The organism is Rathayibacter sp. VKM Ac-2879 (genome assembly GCF_015351245.1).
Lineage (GTDB): Bacteria > Actinomycetota > Actinomycetes > Actinomycetales > Microbacteriaceae > Rathayibacter.
Map to the genome: position 1 here is coordinate 686,833 of NZ_JADKSO010000001.1, position 23,254 is coordinate 710,086.

Below are 23,254 nucleotides of genomic sequence, written 5' to 3' on the forward strand. Positions count from 1 at the left end.
CTGACGACCTCCCGTCTCTGACGAGACACCCTGTTTTCCGACAAGGAGAAAACATTGCTCGACGTAACCACTTTCGATGAGCTGCGCATCGGCCTCGCGACGGCCGATGACATCCGTCGCTGGTCGCACGGTGAAGTGAAGAAGCCCGAGACCATCAACTACCGCACCCTGAAGCCCGAGAAGGACGGTCTGTTCGGCGAGCAGATCTTCGGACCCTCTCGCGACTGGGAGTGCTCCTGCGGCAAGTACAAGCGAGTCCGCTTCAAAGGCATCGTCTGCGAGCGTTGCGGCGTCGAGGTCACCAAGTCCTCGGTCCGCCGCGAGCGGATGGGCCACATCGAGCTCGCCGCCCCCGTCACCCACATCTGGTACTTCAAGGGCGTCCCCTCGCGCCTCGGATACCTCCTCGACATGGCGCCGAAGGACCTTGAGAAGGTCATCTACTTCGCGGCGTACATGATCATCGATGTCGACGACGACGGCCGTCACGCTGACATGCCCGGTCTCGAGAACGAGCTCCGCCTCGAGATCAAGACCCTCTCCGATCAGCGCGACTCCCGCATCGCGGACCGTCTGGCGCGCCTCGAGACCGACCTCGCCGCCCTGGAGGCGGAGGGCGCGAAGAGCGACCAGAAGCGCCGCACCAAGGACGGCGCCGAGAAGGAGATGGGCCAGATCCGCAAGTCCTTCGACGAGGACATCGCGCGGCTCGAGAGCGTGTGGGAGCAGTTCCGCACCCTCAAGGTCGGCGACCTCAAGCCCGAGGACGCGGTCTTCAACGAGCTCGTCGACCGCTACGGCGTCTACTTCGAGGCCTACATGGGCGCCGAGGCGATCAAGAAGCGCCTCGAGCAGTTCGACCTCCAGGCCGAGGCCGAGACGCTGCACCTGCAGATCGCCGAGGGCAAGGGTCAGAAGAAGATCCGCGCCATCAAGCGCCTGCGCGTCGTCAACTCGTTCCTCGCCACCGGCAACTCGCCGGCGGCCATGGTCCTCGACGTCGTCCCGGTCATCCCGCCGGAGCTGCGCCCGATGGTGCAGCTCGACGGAGGCCGCTTCGCCACGAGCGACCTGAACGACCTCTACCGTCGCGTGATCAACCGCAACAACCGACTCCGCCGCCTGCTCGACCTCGGTGCGCCCGAGATCATCGTGAACAACGAGAAGCGCATGCTGCAGGAGGCCGTCGACGCCCTCTTCGACAACGGCCGCCGCGGCCGTCCCGTCACCGGCACCGGCAACCGCGCCCTCAAGTCCCTGAGCGACATGCTCAAGGGAAAGCAGGGACGCTTCCGCCAGAACCTGCTGGGCAAGCGCGTCGACTACTCGGGCCGTTCGGTCATCATCGTGGGCCCGCAGCTCAAGCTGCACCAGTGTGGTCTGCCCAAGCAGATGGCGCTGGAGCTGTTCAAGCCCTTCGTCATCAAGCGCCTGATCGACCTGTCGCACGCGCAGAACATCAAGGCCGCCAAGCGCATGGTCGAGCGTTCGCGCCCGCAGGTGTGGGACGTGCTCGAGGAGATCATCCGCGAGCGTCCCGTCCTGCTGAACCGCGCGCCCACCCTGCACCGTCTCGGCATCCAGGCTTTCGAGCCCCAGCTGGTCGAGGGCAAGGCGATCCAGCTGCACCCGCTCGTCTGCGCCGCGTTCAACGCGGACTTCGACGGCGACCAGATGGCCGTCCACCTGCCGCTGTCCGTCGAGGCCCAGGCCGAGGCGCGCATCCTGATGCTCGCGTCGAACAACATCCTCAAGCCCTCCGACGGCCGACCGGTCACGCTGCCCACGCAGGACATGATCATCGGCCTGCACCACCTGACGACCATCCGCGAGGGTGCCGTGGGTGAGGGACGCGCGTTCTCCTCCGTCTCGGAGGCGATCCTCGCGAAGGACCAGGGCTCGCTCCACCTGAACTCCCAGGTGAAGATCCGGATGTCGGACGTGTACTTCGCCCAGGGCCAGGCACCCGAGGGTGTCGAGCTCGACGAGAACGGCAAGGTCACCGCGCCGGTCCTGCTCGAGACGAGCCTCGGTCGCGCCCTCTTCAACGAGGCGCTGCCGGTCGACTACCCCTACTTCGAGCAGGTCGCCGACAAGACGACCATCTCCGGGATCGTCAACGACCTCGCGGAGCGCTACCCGAAGGTGGAGGTCGCCGCCTCGCTCGACCGCATCAAGGACGCCGGCTTCTACTGGGCCACCCGGTCCGGAGTCACCGTCGCGCTCTCGGACATCCTCACGCCGCCCTCGAAGCCGGTCATCATCGCGGGCTATGAGAAGAAGGCCGCGAAGGTCGAGTCCGAGTACGAGAAGGGCCTGACCACGCAGGCGGAGCGCCGCCAGGAGCTCGTGAAGATCTGGACCGAGGCGACCGATGAGGTCGCCAAGGCGATGCGCGCGAACTTCCCGGTCGACAACACCATCAACCGCATGGTCACCTCCGGTGCCCGTGGTAACTGGCTGCAGGTGCGCAACATCGCCGGCATGCGAGGCCTGGTGAACAACCCGAAGGGCGAGATCATCGCCCGACCGATCATCTCCTCCTACCGCGAGGGTCTGTCGGTCGCCGAGTACTTCATCGCCACGCACGGTGCCCGCAAGGGTCTCGCCGACACCGCACTCCGCACCGCGGACTCGGGCTACCTGACTCGTCGACTCGTCGACGTCTCGCAGGACGTCATCATCCGTGAGGACGACTGCGGCACCTCGAAGGGCCTCGACCTGCCGATCATGCTCGAGGACGCCACCGGCGCCTGGATCAAGGACTCGAACGTCGAGAACTCGGTCTACGCCCGTTCGCTCGCCACCCCGGCGACCAACGAGGCCGGCGAGCTCGTCGCCGAGGCCGGCGAGGACGTGGGCGACGTGCTCATCGAGAAGCTCGTCGGAGCAGGAGTGCGCCACATCAAGGTGCGCTCGGTCCTGACCTGCGAGTCCGCCGTCGGCGTCTGCGCGGCCTGCTACGGCCGCTCCCTCGCCACCGGCAAGCTCGTCGACATCGGAGAGGCCGTCGGCATCATCGCGGCCCAGTCGATCGGCGAGCCCGGCACGCAGCTCACGATGCGCACCTTCCACACCGGTGGATCGGCCTCGGCCGACGACATCACGCAGGGTCTTCCCCGCGTGCAGGAGCTCTTCGAGGCCCGCACCCCCAAGGGTGCGTCGCCGATCGCGGAGGCCGCCGGTCGCATCACGATCGAGGACACCGATCGTGCTCGCCGCGTCATCCTTCAGCCGGACAACGGCGACGAGGCAGTCATCTACCCGGTGCTCAAGCGCTCGCAGCTCCTCGTCGAGGACGGCCAGTCGGTCACTCTCGGTCAGCAGTTGCACGTCGGAACGGTGGACCCCAAGGAGGTCCTGCGTGTACTGGGCGTCCGCGAGGTGCAGAAGCACCTGGTCGGAGGCGTCCAGGGCGTCTATCGCTCCCAGGGTGTGCCGATCCACGACAAGCACATCGAGGTCATCGTCCGTCAGATGCTCCGCAAGGTCACCGTCGTCGACCACGGCGACACCGACCTGCTCCCCGGCGAGCTCGTCGACCGCTCGCGGTACAGCGACGTGAACCGCGCCGCTCTGACCGAGGGCAAGCGCACGGCGTCGGCGCGCCAGGAGGTCATGGGCATCACCAAGGCCTCGCTCGCGACCGAGTCGTGGCTGTCGGCGGCGTCCTTCCAGGAGACCACCCGCGTCTTGACGCAGGCGGCCATGGAGGGCAAGCGCGACCCGCTGCTGGGCCTCAAGGAGAACGTGATCATCGGAAAGCTGATCCCGGCCGGAACGGGTCTGCCGAAGTACCGGAACGTGTCGGTCGAGGCGACGGAGGAGGCGAAGGCCGAGCGGTACCCCAACCGCATCTTCGCCGACGACGCCGCGTTCAGCGATGCCGACCTCTCGTTCGTCGACTTCGACTCGTTCTCGAGCGACGGCTACGAGCCCGGCAACTACAGCTGAGCTGAGCGATCGGGGCCCCGTCGAGTGATCGGCGGGGCCCTTGCCGTTGCCGGGCGCGAGCCTCGGCTGCCACTCGCACGGGGGGAGGGGTGTGGTGCTCCGGTGACGGCGTCGAGTCGCCGATGGTGGTTGACTCTGAGCACGTTCGTCGGGTCGTAGCCCCCTCCGCTCGGGCCGGCGTGCAGCGGTGAGGAGACACGAGGATGAGACTCGTGGTCGTCATGCTGGCCATCCTGCTTGCGGTGGCCGGCGCGGTCGTCGTGCCCGCTGGCAAGGCGGAGGCGGCAGTCGCCTCCCCTCCCGCCTCCTGCGGGGCAGCGCAGCTCGCCCCTCTCCTCCCGGGCGACGACGTGCCTGCCCACCGGCCCTCTGCGCTCGTCCCGATCATCGCGCTGCACGGCTGGCTCGGCACCGCGACGCACGACTCGAGCCGGACGGGAGCCTTCTCTCACCGGGTGGATCTCGTCGCCTCCGACGACGCTGACGGCCCCGCGCCGACGGTCTCGGAACCCTCGTTGATCGGGATGCTCCAGCGCCTCAGGGGAGCGGTGGTCTACACCTTCGACTACCGTGATCTCGCGGCGCGGTGGGTGACCGATCCCGGGATCGCCGATGCGCTCGCCTCCTCGATCTCGTGCGTCACAGCGGCGACCGGCACGCGCGCGATCGTCCTCGTACACTCGATGGGAGGGCTTGCGGCGCGGCAGGCGCTGAGCCAGAGCGTCGGCGGTGTGCCGGTGTCGTCGATGGTGTCGGAGGTGCTCTCCTTCGGCACGCCGAACACCGGCTCGGATGTGGCGAAGCGGCTGGGCGAGGTCATCGACTCGTCAGGGGAGGCGAGCCCCGCCGTCATCGCCGGGCTCGATCCGCAGAGCAGTCTGGGTCTCTCGGCGCTCATGGCCTCGTGCGGTGACGCCGCGACCGAGGATGCTGCCAACGCCGGGACCTGCACGGGAGTCCCCATGATCGACGCGCTCTCGTCGCAGGCGGGACTGGGGCTCCGGACGGGGTCGCCCCAATTGGGCGAGCTCCCACCCTGGCCGGTCGGAGTGCACGTGCTGGCGATGGTCGGCGACATCCAGGTGGTGCCTGTGGACATGCTCGGGATGCGTGCCGCGCCCGTCGACCTCGGTGACATCATGGTCGCGACCCGCTCGGCCGAGGCCGGGGTCGACGAGTACGTGGTGTCGACCTGTCGGTACACCTTTCTCACCCTGCCGACGCTCGGGTCCGTCACGGCCGAGCTGAACCCTTTCGCGCGCTGGGGCGACGCGGCCCGGTTCGCCTCCCTGGTGGTCGACGTCGACGCGAGCCCGTGCCATCACGCCCACCTCACCCGCAACATCGCCCTCACGACCCGCGCGTCCGCCCAGGCCGCGCGCGTCATCGCGGGCGAGCTGGCGATGCCGAGCGTCAGGGGAGACGCCCCTCCGCTGCTTCGCCTCCCCGCGGGGGAGGAGCCTCGGCGGCGGCCCTTCCGTTAAGGGGGAGCACGGTGACGATTCGCGTATGCGACATGATGTCTCATACTTTGACCCGCGCCCACCCGAAGTCGTACGGTCGATGTGGCCGAAGGGGCGGCCACTGGGGGGCAGGCAGCGCGGCCCGCCCGACTCCGGACTCGGAGGCGGGTCGTGCCCGCCCGCCGACCGCGCCTACTACGCTCTCAGGAGGACGGCCCGAAAGATCTCTCCGGACCGCCGTAGGGAAGGCGGTCATGAACGACGAGCGCTTCGTGCCCGACGAGTCGGCGCCGAGCGAGAGGCCCTCGCGCCTCCCTCGCGAGGAGGTTCGCTCCAGGCTGCTCGACGCGGCGCTCTCGGTGGTCCGCGCCGAGGGCCTGCGGGTCGGAGTCGGTCACCTCGCGCTCGAGGACGTCATCCGCTCGGCAGGAGTGTCGCGCAGCACCGTCTACCGCATCTGGCCCACGCGACAAGACTTCTACGACGAGCTGATCGCGGCGATCCCGGAACGGGTGCTCACCTCGAGGCTCGACCAGTCCTCCCTGACCGAAGGCGACTCCTACCTCCACCGCCACATCGCTCCGACAGCGAGCCCCGAGCAGCGCCGCCAGATCGTCGCGGCGAGCGTGAGCATGGCCATCGAGGCGAATTTCGAGAATGTCTTCTCCTCGCAGACGTGGCGCAATTTCCTCGCGCTCAGCGGCGCCGTCGACTCCCACGAGGAGCCCGCGCGCTCGGCGATCCATGAGGCCCTGCGTGCCCGTCAGACCCACTTCATCGAGAACATGGCCAAGTACTACCGGCACACCTTCGCCGAGGCGGGTCTGCGCTTGCGGCCCGGCTACGACTACGCCGCCTTCGCCTCGGCGGTCGCGGCCTTCGTCGAGGGGCTCTGCATCGCCCGAGTCGCGGCGCCCGAGCTGGTCACCGGCCCGGTGGACGCGTCGCGACCCGAGTCGCCTTCGCTGGTCGTCGCCGGCGTCCTGATGCTCCTCGACGGGTTCAGCGAGCCCGTGCCCACCGGAGACGACGCGGCGCATCGAGCGAGCGACTAGTCCTCCGCCACCGGTTCGAGCATCCCGTCGATGATCGAGCGGATCGTCCATGCCGCGAGGGTCCACTCGACGGGTGCACCGTCCACGCCCGGCGCGAGCACGACCGCGTCGAGCTCGTCGTCGAGGAGCCGGCCTCGGTGCGCCAGGCCGTCGATGACGATCGCGGTGAGGTGCGCGAGCTGCAGAGTGGTGAACCCCGGGCGTAGCTGGGCGCCGAAGACGTCGAGCGCCTCCTGGTAGAAGCCCTGCATGCGATGGGTGAGCATCGTCTCGATGCGCTTCGCTGTCGCGCGCACGGCGTCGCGGGCCGGTCCCTCCTCCATCGAGAACGTGCAGGCCAGCAGGGCGTTGTACGAGGACCAGTCGACGGAGCGGCGCAGCGAGTCGACGTTGGAGTTCGCGCCGATGCGGATGATCTCCCAGGCGACCGCGCGACGGCCCGCGGCGGTCGTGCGCTGGTCGGCCGAGCGCTCGTACACCTCATGCATCAGCTGCCGCGCCTCGGGTTCGGCCCCCTCGGCGTAGCGGTCGGCGACGAACACCTCACCGATCAGCTCGGCGACGAACTCCTCGCGGGTGCTCCAGATGCGGTACACCGAGCTGCGCGGCACCTCTGCGAGGCGGATGTACTCCTCCATCGGCAGGTGGGTGAAGCCGACGGTGAGGCCGTTGACCGAGATGGCCGCGCGCGCGGCGGCGATCATCCGCGCTCGTACCTGCTCGGCGGAGATCCTCCGCGTGCGCGCGGATCCGATGTCGTCCATGGTGTCGCACCCTAGTGCCGACGGAGCCGTCCGGGCCGGACTCTGGCCGCCTGAGGGCGGGTTCCCGTCACCGCGTCATGCATCGCCACTCCACGAGGCGGAGGGATGCGGTCCTGCTCGCAGCAGGTGGGCGCCCATCCTGTCGGCTGCGTCCGTGACGGACGCAAGCACGATCGCGTTGCCGCTCTCGCGTCCTGCGAGGAACGCCGCGGAGCCGATCGTGCGCACGCACGGCAGCAGGCTCTCCAGTGCCGCTCGGAGGTGCTGCAGCCGCCGGTGGTCGGCGTCGTCGGCGACGTTGACCGCGAGCACCCCCTCGGGCGCGAGTCGTGTGAGGATGTGCGCGAGCACCTCCCTCCGGAAGAACGCCTCCGGGATCTCCGTGCCGTCGTAGACATCCAGGATCACCAGCTCGGCCTCGATGCCCGGAAGCGGACCGGCGGCGTCGCCCGTCACAGTCCGCACCCGGGAGCCCGAGGGAAGCGGTGCATGGTCGAGGACGAACTCGAGCAGACCCTCCTCCCGCTCGACGACGAGCTGGTCGGAGCCGGGCCGCGAGCAGGCGATGTAGCGGGCGAGCGAGAGGCCGCCTCCGCCCAGGTGCAGAGCCCGGAGCGGCTCGCCCGCCGGGCCGGCGGCGTCGACGGCGGCACCGAGCCGTGCCGTGTACTCCAGGTCGAGGGTGGCGGGGGAGTGCGGGTCGATCAGCGACTGCTCCGCTCCATCGATGGTGAGCACGAGCGATCCCGGACGCACGGTGTCGGGCTCGAGAGCGGCGACCCGCCCTCCGGGAAGTCGAACGGAGGGAGGCATCCCGTCACGCTAGCGCGCGTCTCGCGCACCGCCGCGCCCACCGCTACGGTGGCAGCCATGGCCGCCCTGATCCTCCTCGACGTCGACGGCGTCCTCAACCCGACCGTCACGAGCGACCGCTCGCTCGGCGGCCACCGCCTCCGACTCGATCCCGACCGCGCGGAGCTGGTGCGGCGCCTGGCGGCCCTCGGCACGATCGTGTGGGCGACCACGTGGCCCCCCAAGCTCACCTCCGTCCTCGCGGACGACCTCGGCCTGCCGTCCGGCACGGAGGCGATCGTGTTCGGAGGCGGCCTGCCGCACGACCCGCGCTTCCCCGGCCAGACGGGCAAACTCCAGCCGGTCGCGCTGTGGCTCGAGGAGGCGGCCGAGCGTTTCTCGATCGACGCCGTCGTCTGGATCGACGACAATCTGCGCGAGGACGCAGACGCGTGGGCCCGCGAGCGGACTATTCCCTTCCACCTCATCCGGCCCGAGGCGATCGAGGGCCTGACCGCGGAGGAGGTAGCGGGGGCGGAGGCGTTCCTCCTCGCGCTCGCGCCGACGTCACCCGACGACGCACGGGAATAGTCCCGCCCCCCGTTCTGGTTATGGTCTCTCCGTGTGGCCGCTGCGCCGCCGACCCACGACCGTGACGCACCGAAGGACCAACATCGTGACGCTCCTCCCCGCCCGCTCCGCCCTGCGCCTCCTCCTCGGGACGACCGTCGCCGCTGCGGCCCTCGTCCTCGCGGGCTGCGCGCCGGCATCGACCGACGGAGTGGTCTCGGGCTCCTCCGACGCGGGGAGCGCCGCGCCGAACTCGGGTCTGACCCTCGCCGAGGTGGTCGAGTCCGGCACCCTCACCGTGGGCACCGAGGGCACCTACCCGCCGTTCTCGTTCCACGCCGATGGCGGGACGGGCGCGCTCACGGGCTACGACATCGACGTGGTGACCGCGGTCGCGAAGAAGCTCGGAGTCGAGCCCCAGTTCGAGGAGACCCAGTGGGACGCGATGTTCGCTGGCCTCGACGGAGGGCGGTTCGACGTCATCGCCAATCAGGTCTCGATCAACGACCAGCGCAAGGCGAAGTACGACCTCTCTGAGCCCTACTCGGTGAGCCCCGGAGTCGTGATCGTGCCGAGCTCCGACACCTCGATCGCTGCGCTCTCCGACCTCAAAGGCAAGAGCACCGCGCAGTCGCTGTCGAGCAACTGGTACACCGTGGCCCAGCAGAACGGCGCGACCGTGCAGGGAGTCGAGGGCTGGGCCGAGGCCATCGCCCTCGTCGAGCAGGGACGCGTCGACGCGACCGTCAACGATCGCCTCACATGGCTCGACTGGTCGAAGACGTTCCCCGACAAGGCTGCGGCCGTCAAGGTCGCCGTCACCACCGACGACACCTCGAAGAGCGCCCTGGCCCTGCCGAAGGGGTCGGACGACCTCACCGCGGCCATCGACTCCGCCCTCGACTCGCTGCGCGCCGACGGCACCCTCGCGCAGATCTCGAACCGTTACTTCGGAGCGGACGTCTCGCAGTAGTCGTCCTTCCCGGGGCGAATCCCCGCCGACTCGCCCCGCGACCGTCGGACTCCTCGCGCCCATAGCCGAGCACGTCGGTGGCAGGCATGTCAGCATGTCCCGGACGACGAACGTGACCCGCTCCGGCGGGCGCGACCATCTTGACAAGCCGACCGCGGCCCTCCGCGGCTTCGGCGGGAGACGACAATGGACCTCTTGCTGCGGTCGTTCTGGCCGCTCCTCTCGGGAGCGCTCGTCGGAACGATCCCGCTCGCCGCGGCGAGCTTCTCGCTCGGTCTCCTGCTGGCGCTCGGCGTCGCCCTGATGCGTCTCTCGCGCGTGCGCATCGTGTCGTGGATCGCCCGGGCGTACATCTCGGTCATCCGAGGCACGCCCCTCCTGGTGCAGCTGCTCGTGATCTTCTACGGCCTGCCGAGCCTGGGCGTCTTCATCGATCCCTGGCCGAGCGCCACCATCGCCCTCGCCCTCAACGTCGGCGGGTACGCCGCCGAGATCATCCGGGCGGCGATCCTGAGCGTGCCCAAGGGGCAGTGGGAGGCGGCTCACACGATCGGCATGGATCGTGGCCTCGCGCTGCGGCGCATCATCCTCCCGCAGGCCGCGCGGGTCTCGGTGCCGCCGCTCTCGAACACCTTCATCTCGCTCGTCAAGGACACCTCGCTCGCTTCCCTCGTGCTCGTGACCGAGCTGTTCCAGCAGGCGAAGAACATCGCCACCGCCTCCAGCGAGTTCATCGCCCTCTATCTCGAGGCCGCGGCGATCTACTGGCTCATCTGCCTGGTGCTCTCGAGCGTCCAGGGCCTGCTCGAGAAGCGATTGGACCGCTATGTCGCCCGGTGATGCCTCCTCCCGCCCGGTGCTCGCCGCCCGCGGGCTGCGCAAGTCGTTCGACGGGGTGGAGGTGCTGCGCGGCATCGATCTCGAGATCGGTCGCGGCGAGGTCGTCGCGCTGATCGGACCCTCCGGCTCGGGCAAGACGACGGTGTTGCGCGCGCTCAACAGTCTCGAGGTGCCCGACGGCGGAGTCGTCGAGCTCGCCGACGGGCGCGTGCTCGACTTCGACAGCGGCGTCGGCAAGCGCGCCGCCACGGCCCTGCGTGATCGTTCGGCGATGGTGTTCCAGCACTTCAATCTGTTCCCGCACCTCACCGTTCTGCAGAACGTCACAGAGGGCCCGCTGCGCGTCCAGCGTCGCCCGGCGGGCGAGGTCGTCCCGGAGGCGGAAGAGCTGCTCGCGCGCGTGGGTCTCGCCGGCCGCGGGGGCGCCTATCCTTTCGAGCTCTCCGGCGGCCAGCAGCAGCGGGTCGGCATCGTTCGCGCCCTCGCCCTGCGTCCCGATCTCCTCCTCTTCGACGAGCCCACCTCGGCGCTCGACCCGGAGCTCGTCGGCGACGTCCTCTCGCTCATGCGCGAGCTCGCCGGCGAGGGCTGGACGATGCTCGTCGTCACCCACGAGATCGAGTTCGCCCGCCAGGTCGCCTCCGAGGTCGTCTTCATGGCCGACGGCGTGGTGGTCGAGCGGGGGGCGCCTGCGCAGCTGCTGCGCGATCCGCGGGAGGCGCGCACGCGCCAGTTCCTCCACCGCCTGCTCCACCCGCTCGAATGATCCTTGGCCCCCATCGACGGGGAGCCGCGCGGCGTGCCGGGAGTGGAGCCGCCTCGTGCCTATGCTGACCGGATGACCTCGAGTAGCGACGCCGAGACCACGCGGATCCCCTCCGCCACCGAGACGTCCGGAGGAACCGGACCCCAGCCCGCGCGTGAATATGTCTGGCCCGAGCCCGTGACCGGTCGTCAGCCGACGGTCGGAGCCCCTCCCGCCTCCTCGGCCACGCCGCTGCCTCCGGCCCCCCTGAGGGAGGGCGATCCCGCGGCGTTCGGTCCCGTCGAGCCCGAGTCGGAACGGATCCGCCGTCAGGGCAACCGCCTGGCAGGCCTCGCCATCGCCCTGCTGACGACCGCCGTCTTCGCCGCGCTCGACCTCGTGGCGCTGACGGCGATCCGCCTTCTGGTTGGACGCATCGACGCCGATCCGGTTGCCGTCGCGCTCGCTGCGGCCACGTCGCCGCTGTTCCTCGGTCCGGTCGTCGTGTTCGTCGTCGTCCTGGCCCTCATCGTCCTCCTCGTCAATCGGGCAGGCTGGTGGGCCTATGTGCTCGGCGGATTCCCCGTGGCCGTCCTCGTCGCCGCCGCGGCCTTGGCGGGCGGCTGGATGGCGCTCGGCGGCCTCGCGGTGCCGAGCGACCGCGACCAGGTGCTTGCCTACCTCCGCGACCCTGCTGTCCTCGCCTCCGTCGCGGCGGCCGGCATTCTTGCCCGTGAGGTCACCGTCTGGGGAGGCGCGCTCATCGCGGGCCGTGCACGGAGCGTCAAGCGGCGCAACGCCGAACGCGAAGCCGCCGCTGCGTCGTGAGCGAGCAGGGGCGCCAGGAGGGGCTCGGCTACGGACTGGCGCTCGCCGGGTTCGCCGCCTTCCTCTATCTGGCGCTCGTCGTGTGCGCGTTCGGCGTCCTGAGTCTCCTGCTCGACCAGGACGTCGTGCCCGAGCGCGATGCCGGTCCGCTGCTCGGACCGGTCTCGGTGGGGATCTGCGTCGTCGCCGTGCTGCTCGCCATGATCACCCGCGCGGCGCGCCCGGCAGTGACCCGCGTGCTGGCTCCGTCCCTGGCGACGGGACTCGTCGTCTTCCTCCTCTTCCTCTTCTCGGGTGCGGCGGTCTACGCGCTCGGCCGGGGTGAGCCTGCGGCGATCCTCGGCTGGGTCCTCGCGCACGCTCCGACCCCGTTCGCGATCGCGGTCGGGATCCTCGCGGCCGTGGTGCAGGCCGTGTTCCTTCTCCTGCTCGCGCGTCGCGACGCGGGTGGGCGGAGTCCGCACTGGGGCTGGGAGGGCGATGAACGCGAGTGAGAGCCTCCACCGCACTCGGCGTTCGCGCCCGGCCCAGCGTTCTCCCGAGGCGGAGCGGCCGCGGTTGACCGGTCCGGTCACGCCCCGTAATATTCTTCGGGTGTGCGCTTTGTCGTGCGCTTGAGTCGTGCCTTGTGGCCGGTCCGGGCGCGGCACGTCGCTTCACCGGGTCCGCGAGGATCCGCGGGTTCGTCCGCTCGGGCGGCCCCCACGGCATACCCTTCACCCTCCTCGGTCCCGCTTGCGGGTCGCGGGGTGCGTCGGGTCCAGATGAACTCGGCCGGTCCGGAGACGGGCGGCCGAATGTCGACCATCGATCCGCTGTCACCGTGCAGCATTCAAGGAGCAGAAACCAGTGCCAACTATTCAGCAGTTGGTCCGCAAGGGACGTACGCCGAAGGTCACCAAGACCAAGGCGCCCGCCCTCAAGGCCAACCCCCAGCAGCGCGGCGTGTGCACGCGCGTCTACACGACCACGCCCAAGAAGCCGAACTCGGCCCTCCGCAAGGTGGCCCGCGTGAAGCTCTCGAACGGCACCGAGGTCACGGCCTACATCCCCGGTGAGGGCCACAACCTCCAGGAGCACTCGATGGTGCTCGTGCGCGGCGGTCGTGTGAAGGACCTCCCCGGTGTCCGCTACAAGATCGTTCGCGGCGCCCTGGACACCCAGGCCGTCAAGAACCGCAAGCAGGCTCGCAGCCGGTACGGCGCGAAGATGGAGAAGAAGTAATGCCTCGTAAGGGCCCCGCTCCCAAGCGCCCCGTCGTCGCAGACCCCGTCTACGGCGCCCCGGTCGTCAGCCAGCTCGTGAACAAGATCCTCCTGGACGGCAAGAAGGGCCTCGCCGAGCGCATCGTCTACGGTGCCCTCGAAGGCGTCTCCGCCAAGAACGGCCAGGATGCGGTCGTCACCCTCAAGAAGGCGCTCGACAACGTCCGCCCGACCCTCGAGGTCCGCAGCCGCCGCGTCGGCGGCTCGACCTACCAGGTCCCGGTCGAGGTCAAGCCGCACCGCGCGAACACCCTCGCCCTCCGCTGGCTCACCAGCTACGCGAAGGCTCGCCGCGAGAAGACGATGACCGAGCGTCTCATGAACGAGATCCTCGACGCGTCGAACGGTCTGGGCGCCGCTGTGAAGCGTCGCGAGGACACCCACAAGATGGCCGAGTCGAACAAGGCCTTCGCGCACTACCGCTGGTAGCGCGCATCGCGGCCGCCTTCGGGCGGCCGCGACCCTCGGGTCCGCGGCGTTCGCGCTGCGGGCCCGGCCCCGGCGGCGGATCCCCGATCCCTGCGACCGGGAGACCGCCACCCCCAGAACCCCAGCCGATCGGCCATGAGCCCGTTGCGCTGGCTCCATCACCTATCGGAGGAACTCCGTGGCACAAGATGTGCTCACCGACCTGAACAAGGTCCGCAACATCGGCATCATGGCCCACATCGATGCCGGCAAGACCACCACCACCGAGCGCATCCTGTTCTACACGGGTATCACGCACAAGATCGGCGAGGTCCACGACGGTGCCGCGACGATGGACTGGATGGCGCAGGAGCAGGAGCGCGGCATCACGATCACGTCGGCCGCGACGACCTGTTTCTGGAACAAGAACCAGATCAACATCATCGACACCCCCGGCCACGTCGACTTCACGGTCGAGGTCGAGCGCTCGCTCCGCGTCCTCGACGGCGCCGTCGCCGTGTTCGACGGCAAGGAGGGCGTCGAGCCTCAGTCCGAGACCGTCTGGCGTCAGGCCGACAAGTACGACGTCCCGCGCATCTGCTTCGTCAACAAGATGGACAAGCTCGGCGCCGACTTCTACTTCACCGTCGACACGATCGTGAACCGTCTGGGCGCGAAGCCGCTGGTCATCCAGCTTCCGATCGGTGCCGAGTCGAGCTTCGAGGGCGTCGTCGACCTGGTCGAGATGCGCGCGCTCACCTGGCGCGGAGACTCCAAGGGCGATGTCGCGCTCGGTGCGAAGTACGAGATCGAGGAGATCCCGGCAGACCTCGCCGAGAAGGCGGCCGAATACCGCCAGAAGCTCCTCGAGACCGTCGCAGAGACCTCGGACGAGCTGCTCGAGAAGTACTTCGGCGGCGAAGAGCTGACCGTGGCCGAGATCAAGGCCGCGATCCGCAAGCTGACCGTCAATTCCGAGATCTACCCCGTGCTGTGCGGCTCCGCGTTCAAGAACCGCGGCGTCCAGCCCATGCTCGACGCGGTCGTCGACTACCTTCCCTCCCCGCTCGACGTCCCCGCCATCGAGGCGCACGACGTCCGTGACGAGGAGAAGGTCATCATGCGTCACGCCGACTCGAGCGAGCCCTTCTCGGCGCTCGCGTTCAAGGTCGCCGTGCACCCGTTCTTCGGTCGCCTCACCTACGTCCGCGTGTACTCCGGCAAGCTCGATTCCGGCGCCCAGGTCATCAACTCGACCAAGGGCAAGAAGGAGCGCATCGGCAAGATCTTCCAGATGCACTCCAACAAAGAGAATCCGGTCGACTCGGTGACCGCCGGCCACATCTACGCCGTCATCGGCCTCAAGGACACCACCACCGGTGACACCCTGAGCGACCCCCAGGCCCAGGTGGTGCTCGAGTCCATGACCTTCCCCGAGCCCGTCATCGAGGTGGCCATCGAGCCCAAGACGAAGGCCGACCAGGAGAAGCTCGGCACCGCGATCCAGAAGCTCGCGGAGGAGGACCCCACCTTCCGCACCGAGCAGAACCAGGAGACCGGCCAGACGGTCATCAAGGGAATGGGCGAGCTCCACCTCGACATCCTGGTCGACCGCATGAAGCGCGAGTTCAACGTCGAGGCCAACGTGGGCAAGCCGCAGGTGGCCTACCGCGAGACGATCCGCCGCACGGTCGAGAAGTACGACTACACCCACAAGAAGCAGACGGGTGGCTCGGGTCAGTTCGCGAAGGTCCAGATCTCCATCGAGCCGATGGAGGTCGAGGCCGACAAGACCTACGAGTTCGTGAATGCCGTCACCGGCGGTCGCGTTCCGCGCGAGTACATCCCGTCCGTCGACGCGGGCATCCGCGACGCCATGCAGGTCGGCGTACTCGCCGGCTACCCGATGGTGGGCGTCAGGGCGACCCTCGTCGACGGCGCGGCGCACGACGTCGACTCCTCCGAGATGGCGTTCAAGATCGCCGGCTCGATCGCGTTCAAGGAGGCGTCCCGCAAGGCGCAGCCCGTCCTCCTCGAGCCGCTCATGGCCGTCGAGGTCCGCACTCCCGAGGAGTACATGGGCGATGTCATCGGCGACCTCAACTCGCGTCGCGGGATGATCCAGTCGATGGAGGACGCATCCGGCGTCAAGGTCATCCGGGCCAACGTCCCGCTGTCCGAGATGTTCGGCTACATCGGCGACCTGCGCTCGAAGACCTCGGGCCGCGCCGTGTACTCGATGAGCTTCGAAACCTACGCCGAGGTCCCCAAGGCCGTGGCCGAGGAGATCGTGCAGAAGAACAAGGGCGAGTAGCCCCTCCAGGCTGCCGCCGTTCCGCGGAACGGCGGCAGCCTGGTAGTGTCGTGCGGGTTTGCTGCCGAGTGCAGCGCCGGCCCCCTGTCCCAGCGGGACGGCCGCACGACCACTGCCGGTAACATAACTACACAAAACCCCCGCAAGTCCTCCTTGTCCTCGTGCCGCCGTGTGCGGCGTCGGATGCGGATGCTTGCACCTAAGTCCTGAGGAGGACCCACAGTGGCTAAGGCCAAGTTCGAGCGGACCAAGCCGCACGTCAACATCGGAACCATCGGTCACGTCGACCACGGAAAGACCACGCTCACCGCGGCGATCTCCAAGGTTCTCGCCGACAAGTTCCCGTCGGCGACCAACGTCCAGCGTGACTTCGCGTCGATCGACTCCGCTCCCGAGGAGCGCCAGCGCGGCATCACGATCAACATCTCGCACGTCGAGTACGAGACGCCGAAGCGCCACTACGCGCACGTCGACGCCCCGGGCCACGCTGACTACATCAAGAACATGATCACCGGCGCGGCTCAGATGGACGGCGCGATCCTCGTGGTCGCCGCCACCGACGGCCCGATGGCTCAGACCCGTGAGCACGTCCTCCTCGCCAAGCAGGTCGGCGTCCCCTACCTGCTCGTCGCCCTAAACAAGGCCGACATGGTCGATGACGAGGAGATCCTGGAGCTCGTCGAGCTCGAGGTCCGCGAGCTCCTCGCTTCGCAGGGCTTCGACGGCGACAACGCTCCCGTCGTCCGCGTCTCCGGCCTCAAGGCCCTCGAGGGCGACGAGGCGTGGACCCAGTCCATCCTCGACCTCATGGACGCCGTCGACGAGTCCATCCCGGACCCGATCCGCGACAAGGACAAGCCGTTCCTCATGCCGATCGAGGACGTCTTCACGATCACCGGTCGTGGCACCGTCGTCACCGGCCGTGCAGAGCGTGGAACCCTCGCCCTGAACTCCGAGGTCGAGATCGTCGGCATCCGTCCGACGCAGAAGACCACGGTCACCGGCATCGAGATGTTCCACAAGCAGCTCGACGAGGCCTGGGCCGGCGAGAACTGCGGTCTGCTCCTCCGCGGCACCAAGCGCGAGGACGTCGAGCGCGGCCAGGTCGTCGTCAAGCCGGGTTCGGTCACGCCGCACACCGACTTCGAGGGCACCGCGTACATCCTGTCGAAGGATGAGGGTGGGCGTCACAACCCGTTCTACGCGAACTACCGTCCGCAGTTCTACTTCCGCACCACCGACGTCACCGGCGTCATCACGCTGCCCGAGGGCACCGAGATGGTCATGCCCGGCGACACCACCGACATGACGGTCGCGCTGATCCAGCCGATCGCCATGGAGGAGGGCCTCGGCTTCGCCATCCGTGAGGGTGGACGCACCGTGGGCGCCGGCACGGTGACCAAGATCATCAAGTAGGTCTTCCTACCGATCTCTCGAAAGGGGTCGTCCGCTTCGCGCGGACGGCCCCTTTCGTCATGATGCTCCCCTCCACGTGCCGCCCGCTCCCCGCAGGGCCGTCCCTGACGCTGAGGAGCGGAGGCGGACGGGCTAGCGTGGTCGGCATGCCGTTCGTCAAGTCCGATCCCTCTGCGCGGTCGGGGTTCTTCGAGTGGGAGGCGGCGGGCCTCGAGTGGCTGCGCGGTGCCGCGGAGAACGGGGGAGCGCGCTGCGTCGAGGTGATCGCCGTCGGGCGAGGACGGATCGAGCTCGAAGAGGTGCTGCCGGTACGACCGACGGCCGATGCTGCTCGCGCGTTCGGCCGCTCCCTCGCGCGCACCCATGGCGCCGGTGCGGAGGCTTTCGGCTCGCCTCCTCCCGGGTGGACGGGCACGGCCTACATCGGCCGTCGTGCCATGCCCTGCGAGCCCGATGACGCCTGGGGCCGCTTCTTCGCGGAGCAGCGAGTGCGGCCGTTCCTCGCTCCCGCCGTGGACGCCGGCGCTCTCGACGCCTCGGACACGCGTGCCGTGGAACGAGCGCTCGAGCTCGTGGCCGGGGGCGTCTTCGACGACGGAGCGCCGCCGGCTCGCCTTCACGGCGACCTGTGGACGGGCAACGTCCTGTGGTCGGCCGGAGGCGCCGTGCTGATCGACCCGGCCGCGCACGGCGGTCATCGGGAGACCGATCTGGCGATGCTCGCGCTCTTCGGCGCGCCCCAGCTCGCCGCGATCCTCCAGGGCTACGAGGAGGAGCATCCGCTCGCTGCGGGCTGGCGGGATCGCGTGCCGCTACACCAGCTTCATCCGCTCGCCGTCCATGCCGCCGGCCACGGACCCTCCTACGGGTCGGCGCTCGTCGACGCGGCCCGACGGGTCGTCGCGCTGGCGGGCTGACCGGCGCGCACCGTTCGCCCAGCCGCCCCCGTCACACTGGCGTGCGCACTGGTGCTGTGTGCGCCGACAAGGAGGCATCATCGTGGATCTCGGGAAGCTCGGTCGCCAGGCCGAAGAACTGCTCGCCAGCCAGAAGGCGCAGGACGCGCTGCACAGCGAGAAGGCCGAGCAGGTCTCGGACGAAGCCCTCGAGAAGGCAGGCCACATCGCCAGTCGCCTGACCGGCGGCACGTACGACGACCGCATCGAGGACCTCAAGCGCCAGGCCGACAAGCGCATCGGCGACGAGTAGCATCGGCCGCCCGGTCGGATCGGCTGCTCCCCGCGGGCGTCAAGCGGGTGTGGCCGCCTGACCCGCCGCCCTATCGTCGGGGTGATGTCTGACACTCGCGCACCACGACTCCGCCGAACCGACTCGAGCGGGCGCGGATATACGCGGGTACGGGCAGGCTCGGGGTTCAGCTATCGCGATCCCCGTGGTGTGACCGTCACGGACCACGAGCTGCGAGGCCGGTTCGATGCCCTCGGCATCCCGCCAGCCTGGCGCGAGGTGTGGATCGCACCCTATGCGAACGGTCACATCCAGGCGACGGGAGTGGACGCCGCCGGTCGGCGACAGTACATCTACCACCCGACCTGGCGTGAGCAGAAGGACCGGATCAAGTTCGATCGCGCGCTGCGACTTGCCGAAGCGCTTCCTCGTGCCCGTCGCGCCGTGACACTCGCCCTTCGGAATGAAGGATCGACGCGCGAGCGCGCTCTGGCGACCGCGTTCCGGATGCTCGACACCGGCTCCCTCCGCGTGGGCAGCGAGCGCTACGCGAAGGAGCACGGGAGCATCGGCCTCTCCACCCTCCTGTGCTCGCACGCGACGACGCACGGCGATCGGGTCGCTCTCGCCTTCCCGGGGAAGAGCCATCAGGCGTGGACCAGCGAGATCCTCGACCACGACCTCGCGAGCGTCGTCCGGGCCCTGAAGCGCCGCGGTCCCCACGCCCGGCTGCTGGCGTGGAAGGACGGACGGCAGTGGCGACCGATCTCGGCGCCTGAGATCAACGACTACGTCCGTGAGCGCGCGGGCGACGACTTCACGGCGAAGGACTTCCGGACCCTACACGGCACCGTGGCGGCCGCACTGAGTCTCGCGAAGGCTGGACCCCAGCGGACGCAGCGCGCGCGGAACGCGGCGATCGCACAGGCGATGCGCGACGCCTCCGCGGTGCTGGGCAACACTCCCACCGTCGCCCGGGCGAGCTACGTCGACCCCCGCCTGCTCGACCGCTTTCGGGCCGGCGAGACCATCGACCCCTCCCGTCCCGCCTCGGCCGAGACCGCCGTCCGCGCGCTTCTTTTCACCTGACCCGTCCGCTCCCCGCCGCCTGGGCGTACGGGGGCGGCACGACGGCCGATGGCGCGACACGCCCGGGTTGCAGGGGTGGGCCATCTGTGGGAGACTCTCCTAGTTCAAAATTTCCGCTCACGCAGCCTGCTGCGCGACGCGGGACACTGCCAGGCAGTGCCGAGACGGCATCGCGGAGGCTCGACCCGAGAGGGCGGCCCAGCGGATGCGACATCGAGGCGGCGGGTAGCAGAACGACAACAACCGACAACTCAACGGGCTCTCCGTGCGTCGTGCGTTCTGCACGCCGATCGGAGCGCCTCGAGCGCGGTGCTTTTGACAGAAGAACACTGGTGCACTTATCCGGGTGACCGGAGTTCCTTCGCGAGCGCGTCCAATGCGAGACGAGTCCGGCTTCGGCCGGGGGAGTCGCGTACGACGCAATAACAAGAGAGTGAGAGATCACACATGGCGGGACAGAAGATCCGCATCCGACTGAAGTCGTACGACCACGAGGTCATCGACACGTCGGCGCGCAAGATCGTCGACACGGTGACCCGTGCCGGTGCAACGGTCGTCGGCCCCGTGCCGCTGCCGACGGAGAAGAACGTGGTCTGCGTGATCCGTTCTCCCCACAAGTACAAGGACAGCCGCGAGCACTTCGAGATGCGCACCCACAAGCGCCTCATCGACATCATCGACCCGACGCCCAAGGCCGTCGACTCGCTCATGCGTCTCGACCTGCCGGCCGACGTCAACATCGAGATCAAGCTCTAAGGAGGAGTGCCACCATGTCTGTCACTGTTTCCCCCACGCTGAAGACCAGCAAGGGCCTCCTCGGCACCAAGCTCGGAATGACCCAGGTCTGGGACGAGAACAACAAGCTCGTGCCGGTCACCGTCATCGAGATCAGCCCCAATGTCGTGACCCAGGTCCGCACGGAGGAGAAGGACGGCTACACCGCCGTCCAGCTCGCCGCCGGTGCGATCGACCCCCGCAAGGTGAGCAAGCCTGCCGCCGGTCACTTCGAGGCAGCGGGCGTCACCCCCCGCCGCCACCTCACCGAGGTCCGCACCGCCGACGCCGCCGACTACTCGGCCGGCCAGGAGCTGACCGTCGACGCCGTCTTCGAGGCCGGCACCAAGGTCGACGTCGTCGGCACGAGCAAGGGCAAGGGCTTCGCCGGCGTCATGAAGCGTCACAACTTCAAGGGCGTCTCGGCATCGCACGGTTCGCACCGCAACCACCGCAAGCCCGGCTCCATCGGTGCCTCCTCGACCCCCAGCCGCGTGTTCAAGGGCATGCGCATGGCCGGTCGCATGGGTGGCGAGCGCGTCACCGTGCTCAACCTGAAGGTGCACTCCGTCGACGCCGAGAAGGGTCTGCTGCTCGTCAAGGGCGCCGTCCCCGGTGCGCGCGGTCGCCTCGTGTTCGTTCGCAACGCCGTGAAGGGAGCGTAGTTCCATGGCTACCTCTGTCGACATCATCGACGTCAAGGGCCAGAAGGCGGGCTCGTTCGAGCTCCCCGCCGAGCTCTTCGACGTTCAGACCAACATCCCCCTCATCCACCAGGTCGTCGTGGCCCAGCTCGCCGCGGCGCGCCAGGGAACCCACAAGACGAAGAACCGCGGTGAGGTCTCCGGAGCCGGGCGCAAGCCGTTCAAGCAGAAGGGAACCGGTCGCGCTCGTCAGGGCTCGATCCGCGCCCCGCACATGACCGGTGGTGGCGTCGTCCACGGACCGACACCCCGCAACTACTCGCAGCGCACCCCCAAGAAGATGATCGCCGCGGCTCTGCTCGGCGCCCTCTCCGACCGCGCCCGTGGCGCCCGCATCCACGTGGTCGAGTCCCTCGCCCTCGGCGACACCCCGAAGACCAAGGACGTCCTCGTCCTGCTCGAGGCCCTCGCGGTCTCGCGCAACGTCCTCGTGGTGCTCGAGCGCGACGACTACATCGCCGAGCTCTCGCTGCGCAACGTGCCGTTCGTGCACATCCTGCCGGCCGACCAGCTCAACGCGTACGACGTGCTCGTCTCCGACGACATCGTGTTCTCGAAGGCCGCGCTCGACGCGTTCATCGCGGCCAAGTCGGGCGCCGAGTCCAAGAAGGAAGAGGTGAACGCATGAGCCAGTCCGCCGCGTTCAACAAGGACCCCCGCGACGTCATCATCTCCCCGGTGGTGTCCGAGAAGTCCTACGGCCTGATCGACGAGGGCAAGTACACCTTCGTCGTCGACCCGCGCTCGAACAAGACCGAGATCAAGCTCGCCATCGAGAAGATCTTCGGCGTCGAGGTCGCGTCGATCAACACCCTGAACCGTCAGGGCAAGACCCGCCGCACCAAGTTCGGCACCGGCAAGCGCAAGGACACCAAGCGCGCGATCGTCACGCTGAAGTCCGGCTCCATCGACATCTTCACGAGCGTCGGCTGAGCCGAAGAAGCGTAGAGGAAACAGACAATGGCTATTCGTAAGTACAAGCCCACGACCCCCGGTCGCCGTGGCTCCAGCGTTGCCGACTTCGCCGAGATCACCCGCTCGACGCCCGAGAAGTCGCTCCTTCGCCCGCTGTCCAAGACGGGCGGCCGCAACAACTCCGGCCGCATCACGACGCGTCACATCGGTGGTGGCCACAAGCGCCAGTACCGGCTGATCGACTTCCGTCGCAACGACAAGGACGGCGTCAACGCCAAGGTCGCTCACATCGAGTACGACCCCAACCGCACGGCACGTATCGCGCTGCTCCACTTCGTGGACGGCACCAAGCGCTACATCCTGGCCCCGAACAAGCTCTCGCAGGGCGACATCGTGGAGTCGGGCGCCAGCGCCGACATCAAGCCCGGCAACAACCTGCCGCTGCGCAACATCCCGACCGGTACGGTCATCCACGCCATCGAGATCAAGCCCGGAGGCGGCGCGAAGCTCGCCCGCTCGGCCGGTGTTTCGGTGCGTCTCGTCGCCAAGGACGGCCCCTACGCGCAGCTCCGCCTGCCGTCGGGCGAGATCCGCAACGTCGACGCGCGCTGCCGCGCCACGATCGGCGAGGTCGGCAACGCCGAGCAGTCGAACATCAACTGGGGCAAGGCCGGCCGCATGCGCTGGAAGGGCGTCCGCCCGACCGTCCGCGGTGTCGCGATGAACCCGGTCGACCACCCGCACGGTGGTGGAGAGGGCAAGACCTCCGGTGGACGCCACCCGGTCAGCCCCTGGGGTCAGTCCGAGGGACGCACCCGTCGCCCCAACAAGGAGAGCGACAAGCTCATCGTTCGCCGCCGCACCGCCGGTAAGAAGCGCAAGTAGGAGTTGTAGAAGATGCCTCGCAGTCTCAAGAAGGGCCCCTTCGTTGACGACCACCTGCTCCGCAAGGTGTTCACCGCCAACGAAGCCGGCAACAAGAACGTCATCAAGACCTGGTCGCGCCGTTCGATGATCATCCCGGCGATGCTGGGTCACACCATCGCGGTCCACGACGGTCGCAAGCACATCCCCGTGTTCGTGACCGAGACCATGGTCGGCCACAAGCTCGGCGAGTTCGCCCCCACTCGGACCTTCCGCGGTCACGAGAAGGACGACAAGAAGGGCCGTCGCCGCTAAGCGGCGACGAGAAGGAGG

24 protein-coding genes are annotated in these 23,254 nt (G+C 68.8%); 22 read left to right on the forward strand and 2 right to left on the reverse strand.

All coding sequences use genetic code 11. The features are described from left to right. The first annotated feature begins 54 nt into the window (after positions 1–54). The 3 genes from ITJ45_RS03325 to ITJ45_RS03335 all read left to right on the forward strand — a co-directional run bounded on the left by ITJ45_RS03325 (position 55) and on the right by ITJ45_RS03335 (position 6,472). Entirely contained in the window at positions 55–3,954 is a 3,900-nt protein-coding gene (locus tag ITJ45_RS03325) for a DNA-directed RNA polymerase subunit beta' (protein ID WP_194607394.1), read from the forward strand. A gap of 203 nt (positions 3,955–4,157) precedes the next feature. Continuing rightward, positions 4,158–5,438 carry an esterase/lipase family protein gene (locus tag ITJ45_RS03330; RefSeq protein ID WP_194607395.1) on the forward strand — a complete coding sequence of 427 codons (1,281 nt, stop codon included), beginning with the start codon at positions 4,158–4,160 and terminating at the stop codon, positions 5,436–5,438. Between the two features lie 233 nt (positions 5,439–5,671). Next, a complete protein-coding gene (locus tag ITJ45_RS03335; RefSeq protein ID WP_194607396.1) occupies positions 5,672–6,472 on the forward strand; it encodes a TetR/AcrR family transcriptional regulator in 801 nt (266 codons plus the stop codon). On the opposite strand, the gene ITJ45_RS03340 is transcribed toward ITJ45_RS03335, so the two are convergent. Beyond that, a complete protein-coding gene (locus ITJ45_RS03340; RefSeq protein WP_194607397.1) occupies positions 6,469–7,236 on the reverse strand; it encodes a hypothetical protein in 768 nt (255 codons plus the stop codon). The two genes, ITJ45_RS03335 and ITJ45_RS03340, sit on opposite strands and share 4 nt — an antisense overlap. 75 nt (positions 7,237–7,311) lie before the next feature. After that, positions 7,312–8,049, reverse strand: a complete 738-nt coding sequence (locus ITJ45_RS03345; RefSeq protein ID WP_194607398.1) for a spermidine synthase — start codon at positions 8,047–8,049, stop codon at positions 7,312–7,314. A gap of 57 nt (positions 8,050–8,106) precedes the next feature. On the opposite strand from ITJ45_RS03345, the gene ITJ45_RS03350 reads away from it, so the two are divergent. From ITJ45_RS03350 to rpsS, 19 genes are all read left to right on the forward strand, one after another. After that, on the forward strand, positions 8,107–8,619 hold the full coding sequence (locus ITJ45_RS03350) for an HAD domain-containing protein (protein WP_194607399.1): 513 nt from the start codon (positions 8,107–8,109) through the stop codon (positions 8,617–8,619). 85 nt (positions 8,620–8,704) lie between these two features. After that, the gene (locus tag ITJ45_RS03355; protein WP_323742837.1) at positions 8,705–9,571 is read left to right on the forward strand and encodes an amino acid ABC transporter substrate-binding protein; all 867 of its coding nucleotides are present in this window, start codon (positions 8,705–8,707) and stop codon (positions 9,569–9,571) included. 186 nt (positions 9,572–9,757) lie between these two features. Beyond that, positions 9,758–10,411, forward strand: coding sequence for an amino acid ABC transporter permease (locus tag ITJ45_RS03360; RefSeq protein WP_194607400.1), 654 nt, complete (start codon positions 9,758–9,760; stop codon positions 10,409–10,411). Beyond that, positions 10,398–11,177: an amino acid ABC transporter ATP-binding protein gene (locus ITJ45_RS03365; RefSeq protein ID WP_194607401.1), complete on the forward strand. Its 780-nt coding sequence runs from the start codon at positions 10,398–10,400 to the stop codon at positions 11,175–11,177. The genes ITJ45_RS03360 and ITJ45_RS03365 overlap by 14 nt, the downstream gene beginning before the upstream one ends. 72 nt (positions 11,178–11,249) lie before the next feature. Then, a complete protein-coding gene (locus ITJ45_RS03370) occupies positions 11,250–11,984 on the forward strand; it encodes a hypothetical protein (protein WP_194607402.1) in 735 nt (244 codons plus the stop codon). Next, positions 11,981–12,478 (forward strand): DUF6121 family protein, encoded by a 498-nt coding sequence (locus tag ITJ45_RS03375; protein ID WP_194607403.1) that lies wholly within the window; start codon positions 11,981–11,983, stop codon positions 12,476–12,478. Before ITJ45_RS03370 ends, ITJ45_RS03375 begins: the two co-directional genes overlap by 4 nt. Positions 12,479–12,833: 355 nt before the next feature. Then, on the forward strand, positions 12,834–13,208 hold the full coding sequence (gene rpsL, locus ITJ45_RS03380; RefSeq protein WP_011186743.1) for a 30S ribosomal protein S12: 375 nt from the start codon (positions 12,834–12,836) through the stop codon (positions 13,206–13,208). Then, positions 13,208–13,678 carry a 30S ribosomal protein S7 gene (rpsG, locus tag ITJ45_RS03385; RefSeq protein ID WP_055787043.1) on the forward strand — a complete coding sequence of 157 codons (471 nt, stop codon included), beginning with the start codon at positions 13,208–13,210 and terminating at the stop codon, positions 13,676–13,678. Before rpsL ends, rpsG begins: the two co-directional genes overlap by 1 nt. 178 nt (positions 13,679–13,856) lie before the next feature. After that, entirely contained in the window at positions 13,857–15,971 is a 2,115-nt protein-coding gene (fusA, locus tag ITJ45_RS03390; RefSeq protein ID WP_194607404.1) for an elongation factor G, read from the forward strand. A gap of 222 nt (positions 15,972–16,193) precedes the next feature. Then, on the forward strand, positions 16,194–17,387 hold the full coding sequence (tuf, locus tag ITJ45_RS03395; RefSeq protein ID WP_194607405.1) for an elongation factor Tu: 1,194 nt from the start codon (positions 16,194–16,196) through the stop codon (positions 17,385–17,387). Between the two features lie 146 nt (positions 17,388–17,533). Further along, on the forward strand, positions 17,534–18,304 hold the full coding sequence (locus ITJ45_RS03400; RefSeq protein WP_194607406.1) for a fructosamine kinase family protein: 771 nt from the start codon (positions 17,534–17,536) through the stop codon (positions 18,302–18,304). An 82-nt stretch (positions 18,305–18,386) separates the two neighbouring features. Next, the gene (locus ITJ45_RS13965; protein ID WP_323742838.1) at positions 18,387–18,596 is read left to right on the forward strand and encodes an Rv0909 family putative TA system antitoxin; all 210 of its coding nucleotides are present in this window, start codon (positions 18,387–18,389) and stop codon (positions 18,594–18,596) included. Between the two features lie 84 nt (positions 18,597–18,680). Beyond that, positions 18,681–19,664, forward strand: a complete 984-nt coding sequence (locus tag ITJ45_RS03410; protein WP_194607408.1) for a DNA topoisomerase IB — start codon at positions 18,681–18,683, stop codon at positions 19,662–19,664. Between the two features lie 447 nt (positions 19,665–20,111). Further along, complete coding sequence (gene rpsJ, locus ITJ45_RS03415) at positions 20,112–20,420, forward strand: 30S ribosomal protein S10 (protein ID WP_005050520.1); 309 nt, start codon at positions 20,112–20,114, stop codon at positions 20,418–20,420. 14 nt (positions 20,421–20,434) lie between these two features. Next, on the forward strand, positions 20,435–21,103 hold the full coding sequence (rplC, locus tag ITJ45_RS03420) for a 50S ribosomal protein L3 (protein ID WP_194607409.1): 669 nt from the start codon (positions 20,435–20,437) through the stop codon (positions 21,101–21,103). A gap of 4 nt (positions 21,104–21,107) precedes the next feature. Next, the gene (rplD, locus tag ITJ45_RS03425) at positions 21,108–21,770 is read left to right on the forward strand and encodes a 50S ribosomal protein L4 (RefSeq protein ID WP_194607410.1); all 663 of its coding nucleotides are present in this window, start codon (positions 21,108–21,110) and stop codon (positions 21,768–21,770) included. After that, a complete protein-coding gene (gene rplW / locus ITJ45_RS03430; RefSeq protein ID WP_068209445.1) occupies positions 21,767–22,075 on the forward strand; it encodes a 50S ribosomal protein L23 in 309 nt (102 codons plus the stop codon). The genes rplD and rplW overlap by 4 nt, the downstream gene beginning before the upstream one ends. Before the next feature lie 27 nt (positions 22,076–22,102). After that, complete coding sequence (rplB, locus tag ITJ45_RS03435; RefSeq protein ID WP_194607411.1) at positions 22,103–22,942, forward strand: 50S ribosomal protein L2; 840 nt, start codon at positions 22,103–22,105, stop codon at positions 22,940–22,942. 12 nt (positions 22,943–22,954) lie between these two features. Then, positions 22,955–23,236, forward strand: coding sequence for a 30S ribosomal protein S19 (gene rpsS, locus ITJ45_RS03440; RefSeq protein ID WP_055787078.1), 282 nt, complete (start codon positions 22,955–22,957; stop codon positions 23,234–23,236). Positions 23,237–23,254 lie beyond the last annotated feature (18 nt).

What these genes read in the sequence shown, in the direction of transcription:
- ITJ45_RS03340 (WP_194607397.1), bottom strand. Translation starts at nt 7,236, where the DNA reads ATGGACGACATCGGATCCGCGCGCACGCGGAGGATCTCCGCCGAGCAG.
- rpsS (WP_055787078.1), top strand. Translation starts at nt 22,955, where the DNA reads ATGCCTCGCAGTCTCAAGAAGGGCCCCTTCGTTGACGACCACCTGCTC.
- ITJ45_RS03335 (WP_194607396.1), top strand. Translation starts at nt 5,672, where the DNA reads ATGAACGACGAGCGCTTCGTGCCCGACGAGTCGGCGCCGAGCGAGAGG.
- ITJ45_RS03370 (WP_194607402.1), top strand. Translation starts at nt 11,250, where the DNA reads ATGACCTCGAGTAGCGACGCCGAGACCACGCGGATCCCCTCCGCCACC.
- rplC (WP_194607409.1), top strand. Translation starts at nt 20,435, where the DNA reads ATGTCTGTCACTGTTTCCCCCACGCTGAAGACCAGCAAGGGCCTCCTC.
- rpsJ (WP_005050520.1), top strand. Translation starts at nt 20,112, where the DNA reads ATGGCGGGACAGAAGATCCGCATCCGACTGAAGTCGTACGACCACGAG.
- ITJ45_RS03400 (WP_194607406.1), top strand. Translation starts at nt 17,534, where the DNA reads ATGCCGTTCGTCAAGTCCGATCCCTCTGCGCGGTCGGGGTTCTTCGAG.
- ITJ45_RS03330 (WP_194607395.1), top strand. Translation starts at nt 4,158, where the DNA reads ATGAGACTCGTGGTCGTCATGCTGGCCATCCTGCTTGCGGTGGCCGGC.
- ITJ45_RS03410 (WP_194607408.1), top strand. Translation starts at nt 18,681, where the DNA reads ATGTCTGACACTCGCGCACCACGACTCCGCCGAACCGACTCGAGCGGG.
- ITJ45_RS03360 (WP_194607400.1), top strand. Translation starts at nt 9,758, where the DNA reads ATGGACCTCTTGCTGCGGTCGTTCTGGCCGCTCCTCTCGGGAGCGCTC.
- rplD (WP_194607410.1), top strand. Translation starts at nt 21,108, where the DNA reads ATGGCTACCTCTGTCGACATCATCGACGTCAAGGGCCAGAAGGCGGGC.
- ITJ45_RS03345 (WP_194607398.1), bottom strand. Translation starts at nt 8,049, where the DNA reads ATGCCTCCCTCCGTTCGACTTCCCGGAGGGCGGGTCGCCGCTCTCGAG.
- rplW (WP_068209445.1), top strand. Translation starts at nt 21,767, where the DNA reads ATGAGCCAGTCCGCCGCGTTCAACAAGGACCCCCGCGACGTCATCATC.
- rplB (WP_194607411.1), top strand. Translation starts at nt 22,103, where the DNA reads ATGGCTATTCGTAAGTACAAGCCCACGACCCCCGGTCGCCGTGGCTCC.
- ITJ45_RS03365 (WP_194607401.1), top strand. Translation starts at nt 10,398, where the DNA reads ATGTCGCCCGGTGATGCCTCCTCCCGCCCGGTGCTCGCCGCCCGCGGG.
- rpsG (WP_055787043.1), top strand. Translation starts at nt 13,208, where the DNA reads ATGCCTCGTAAGGGCCCCGCTCCCAAGCGCCCCGTCGTCGCAGACCCC.
- ITJ45_RS03350 (WP_194607399.1), top strand. Translation starts at nt 8,107, where the DNA reads ATGGCCGCCCTGATCCTCCTCGACGTCGACGGCGTCCTCAACCCGACC.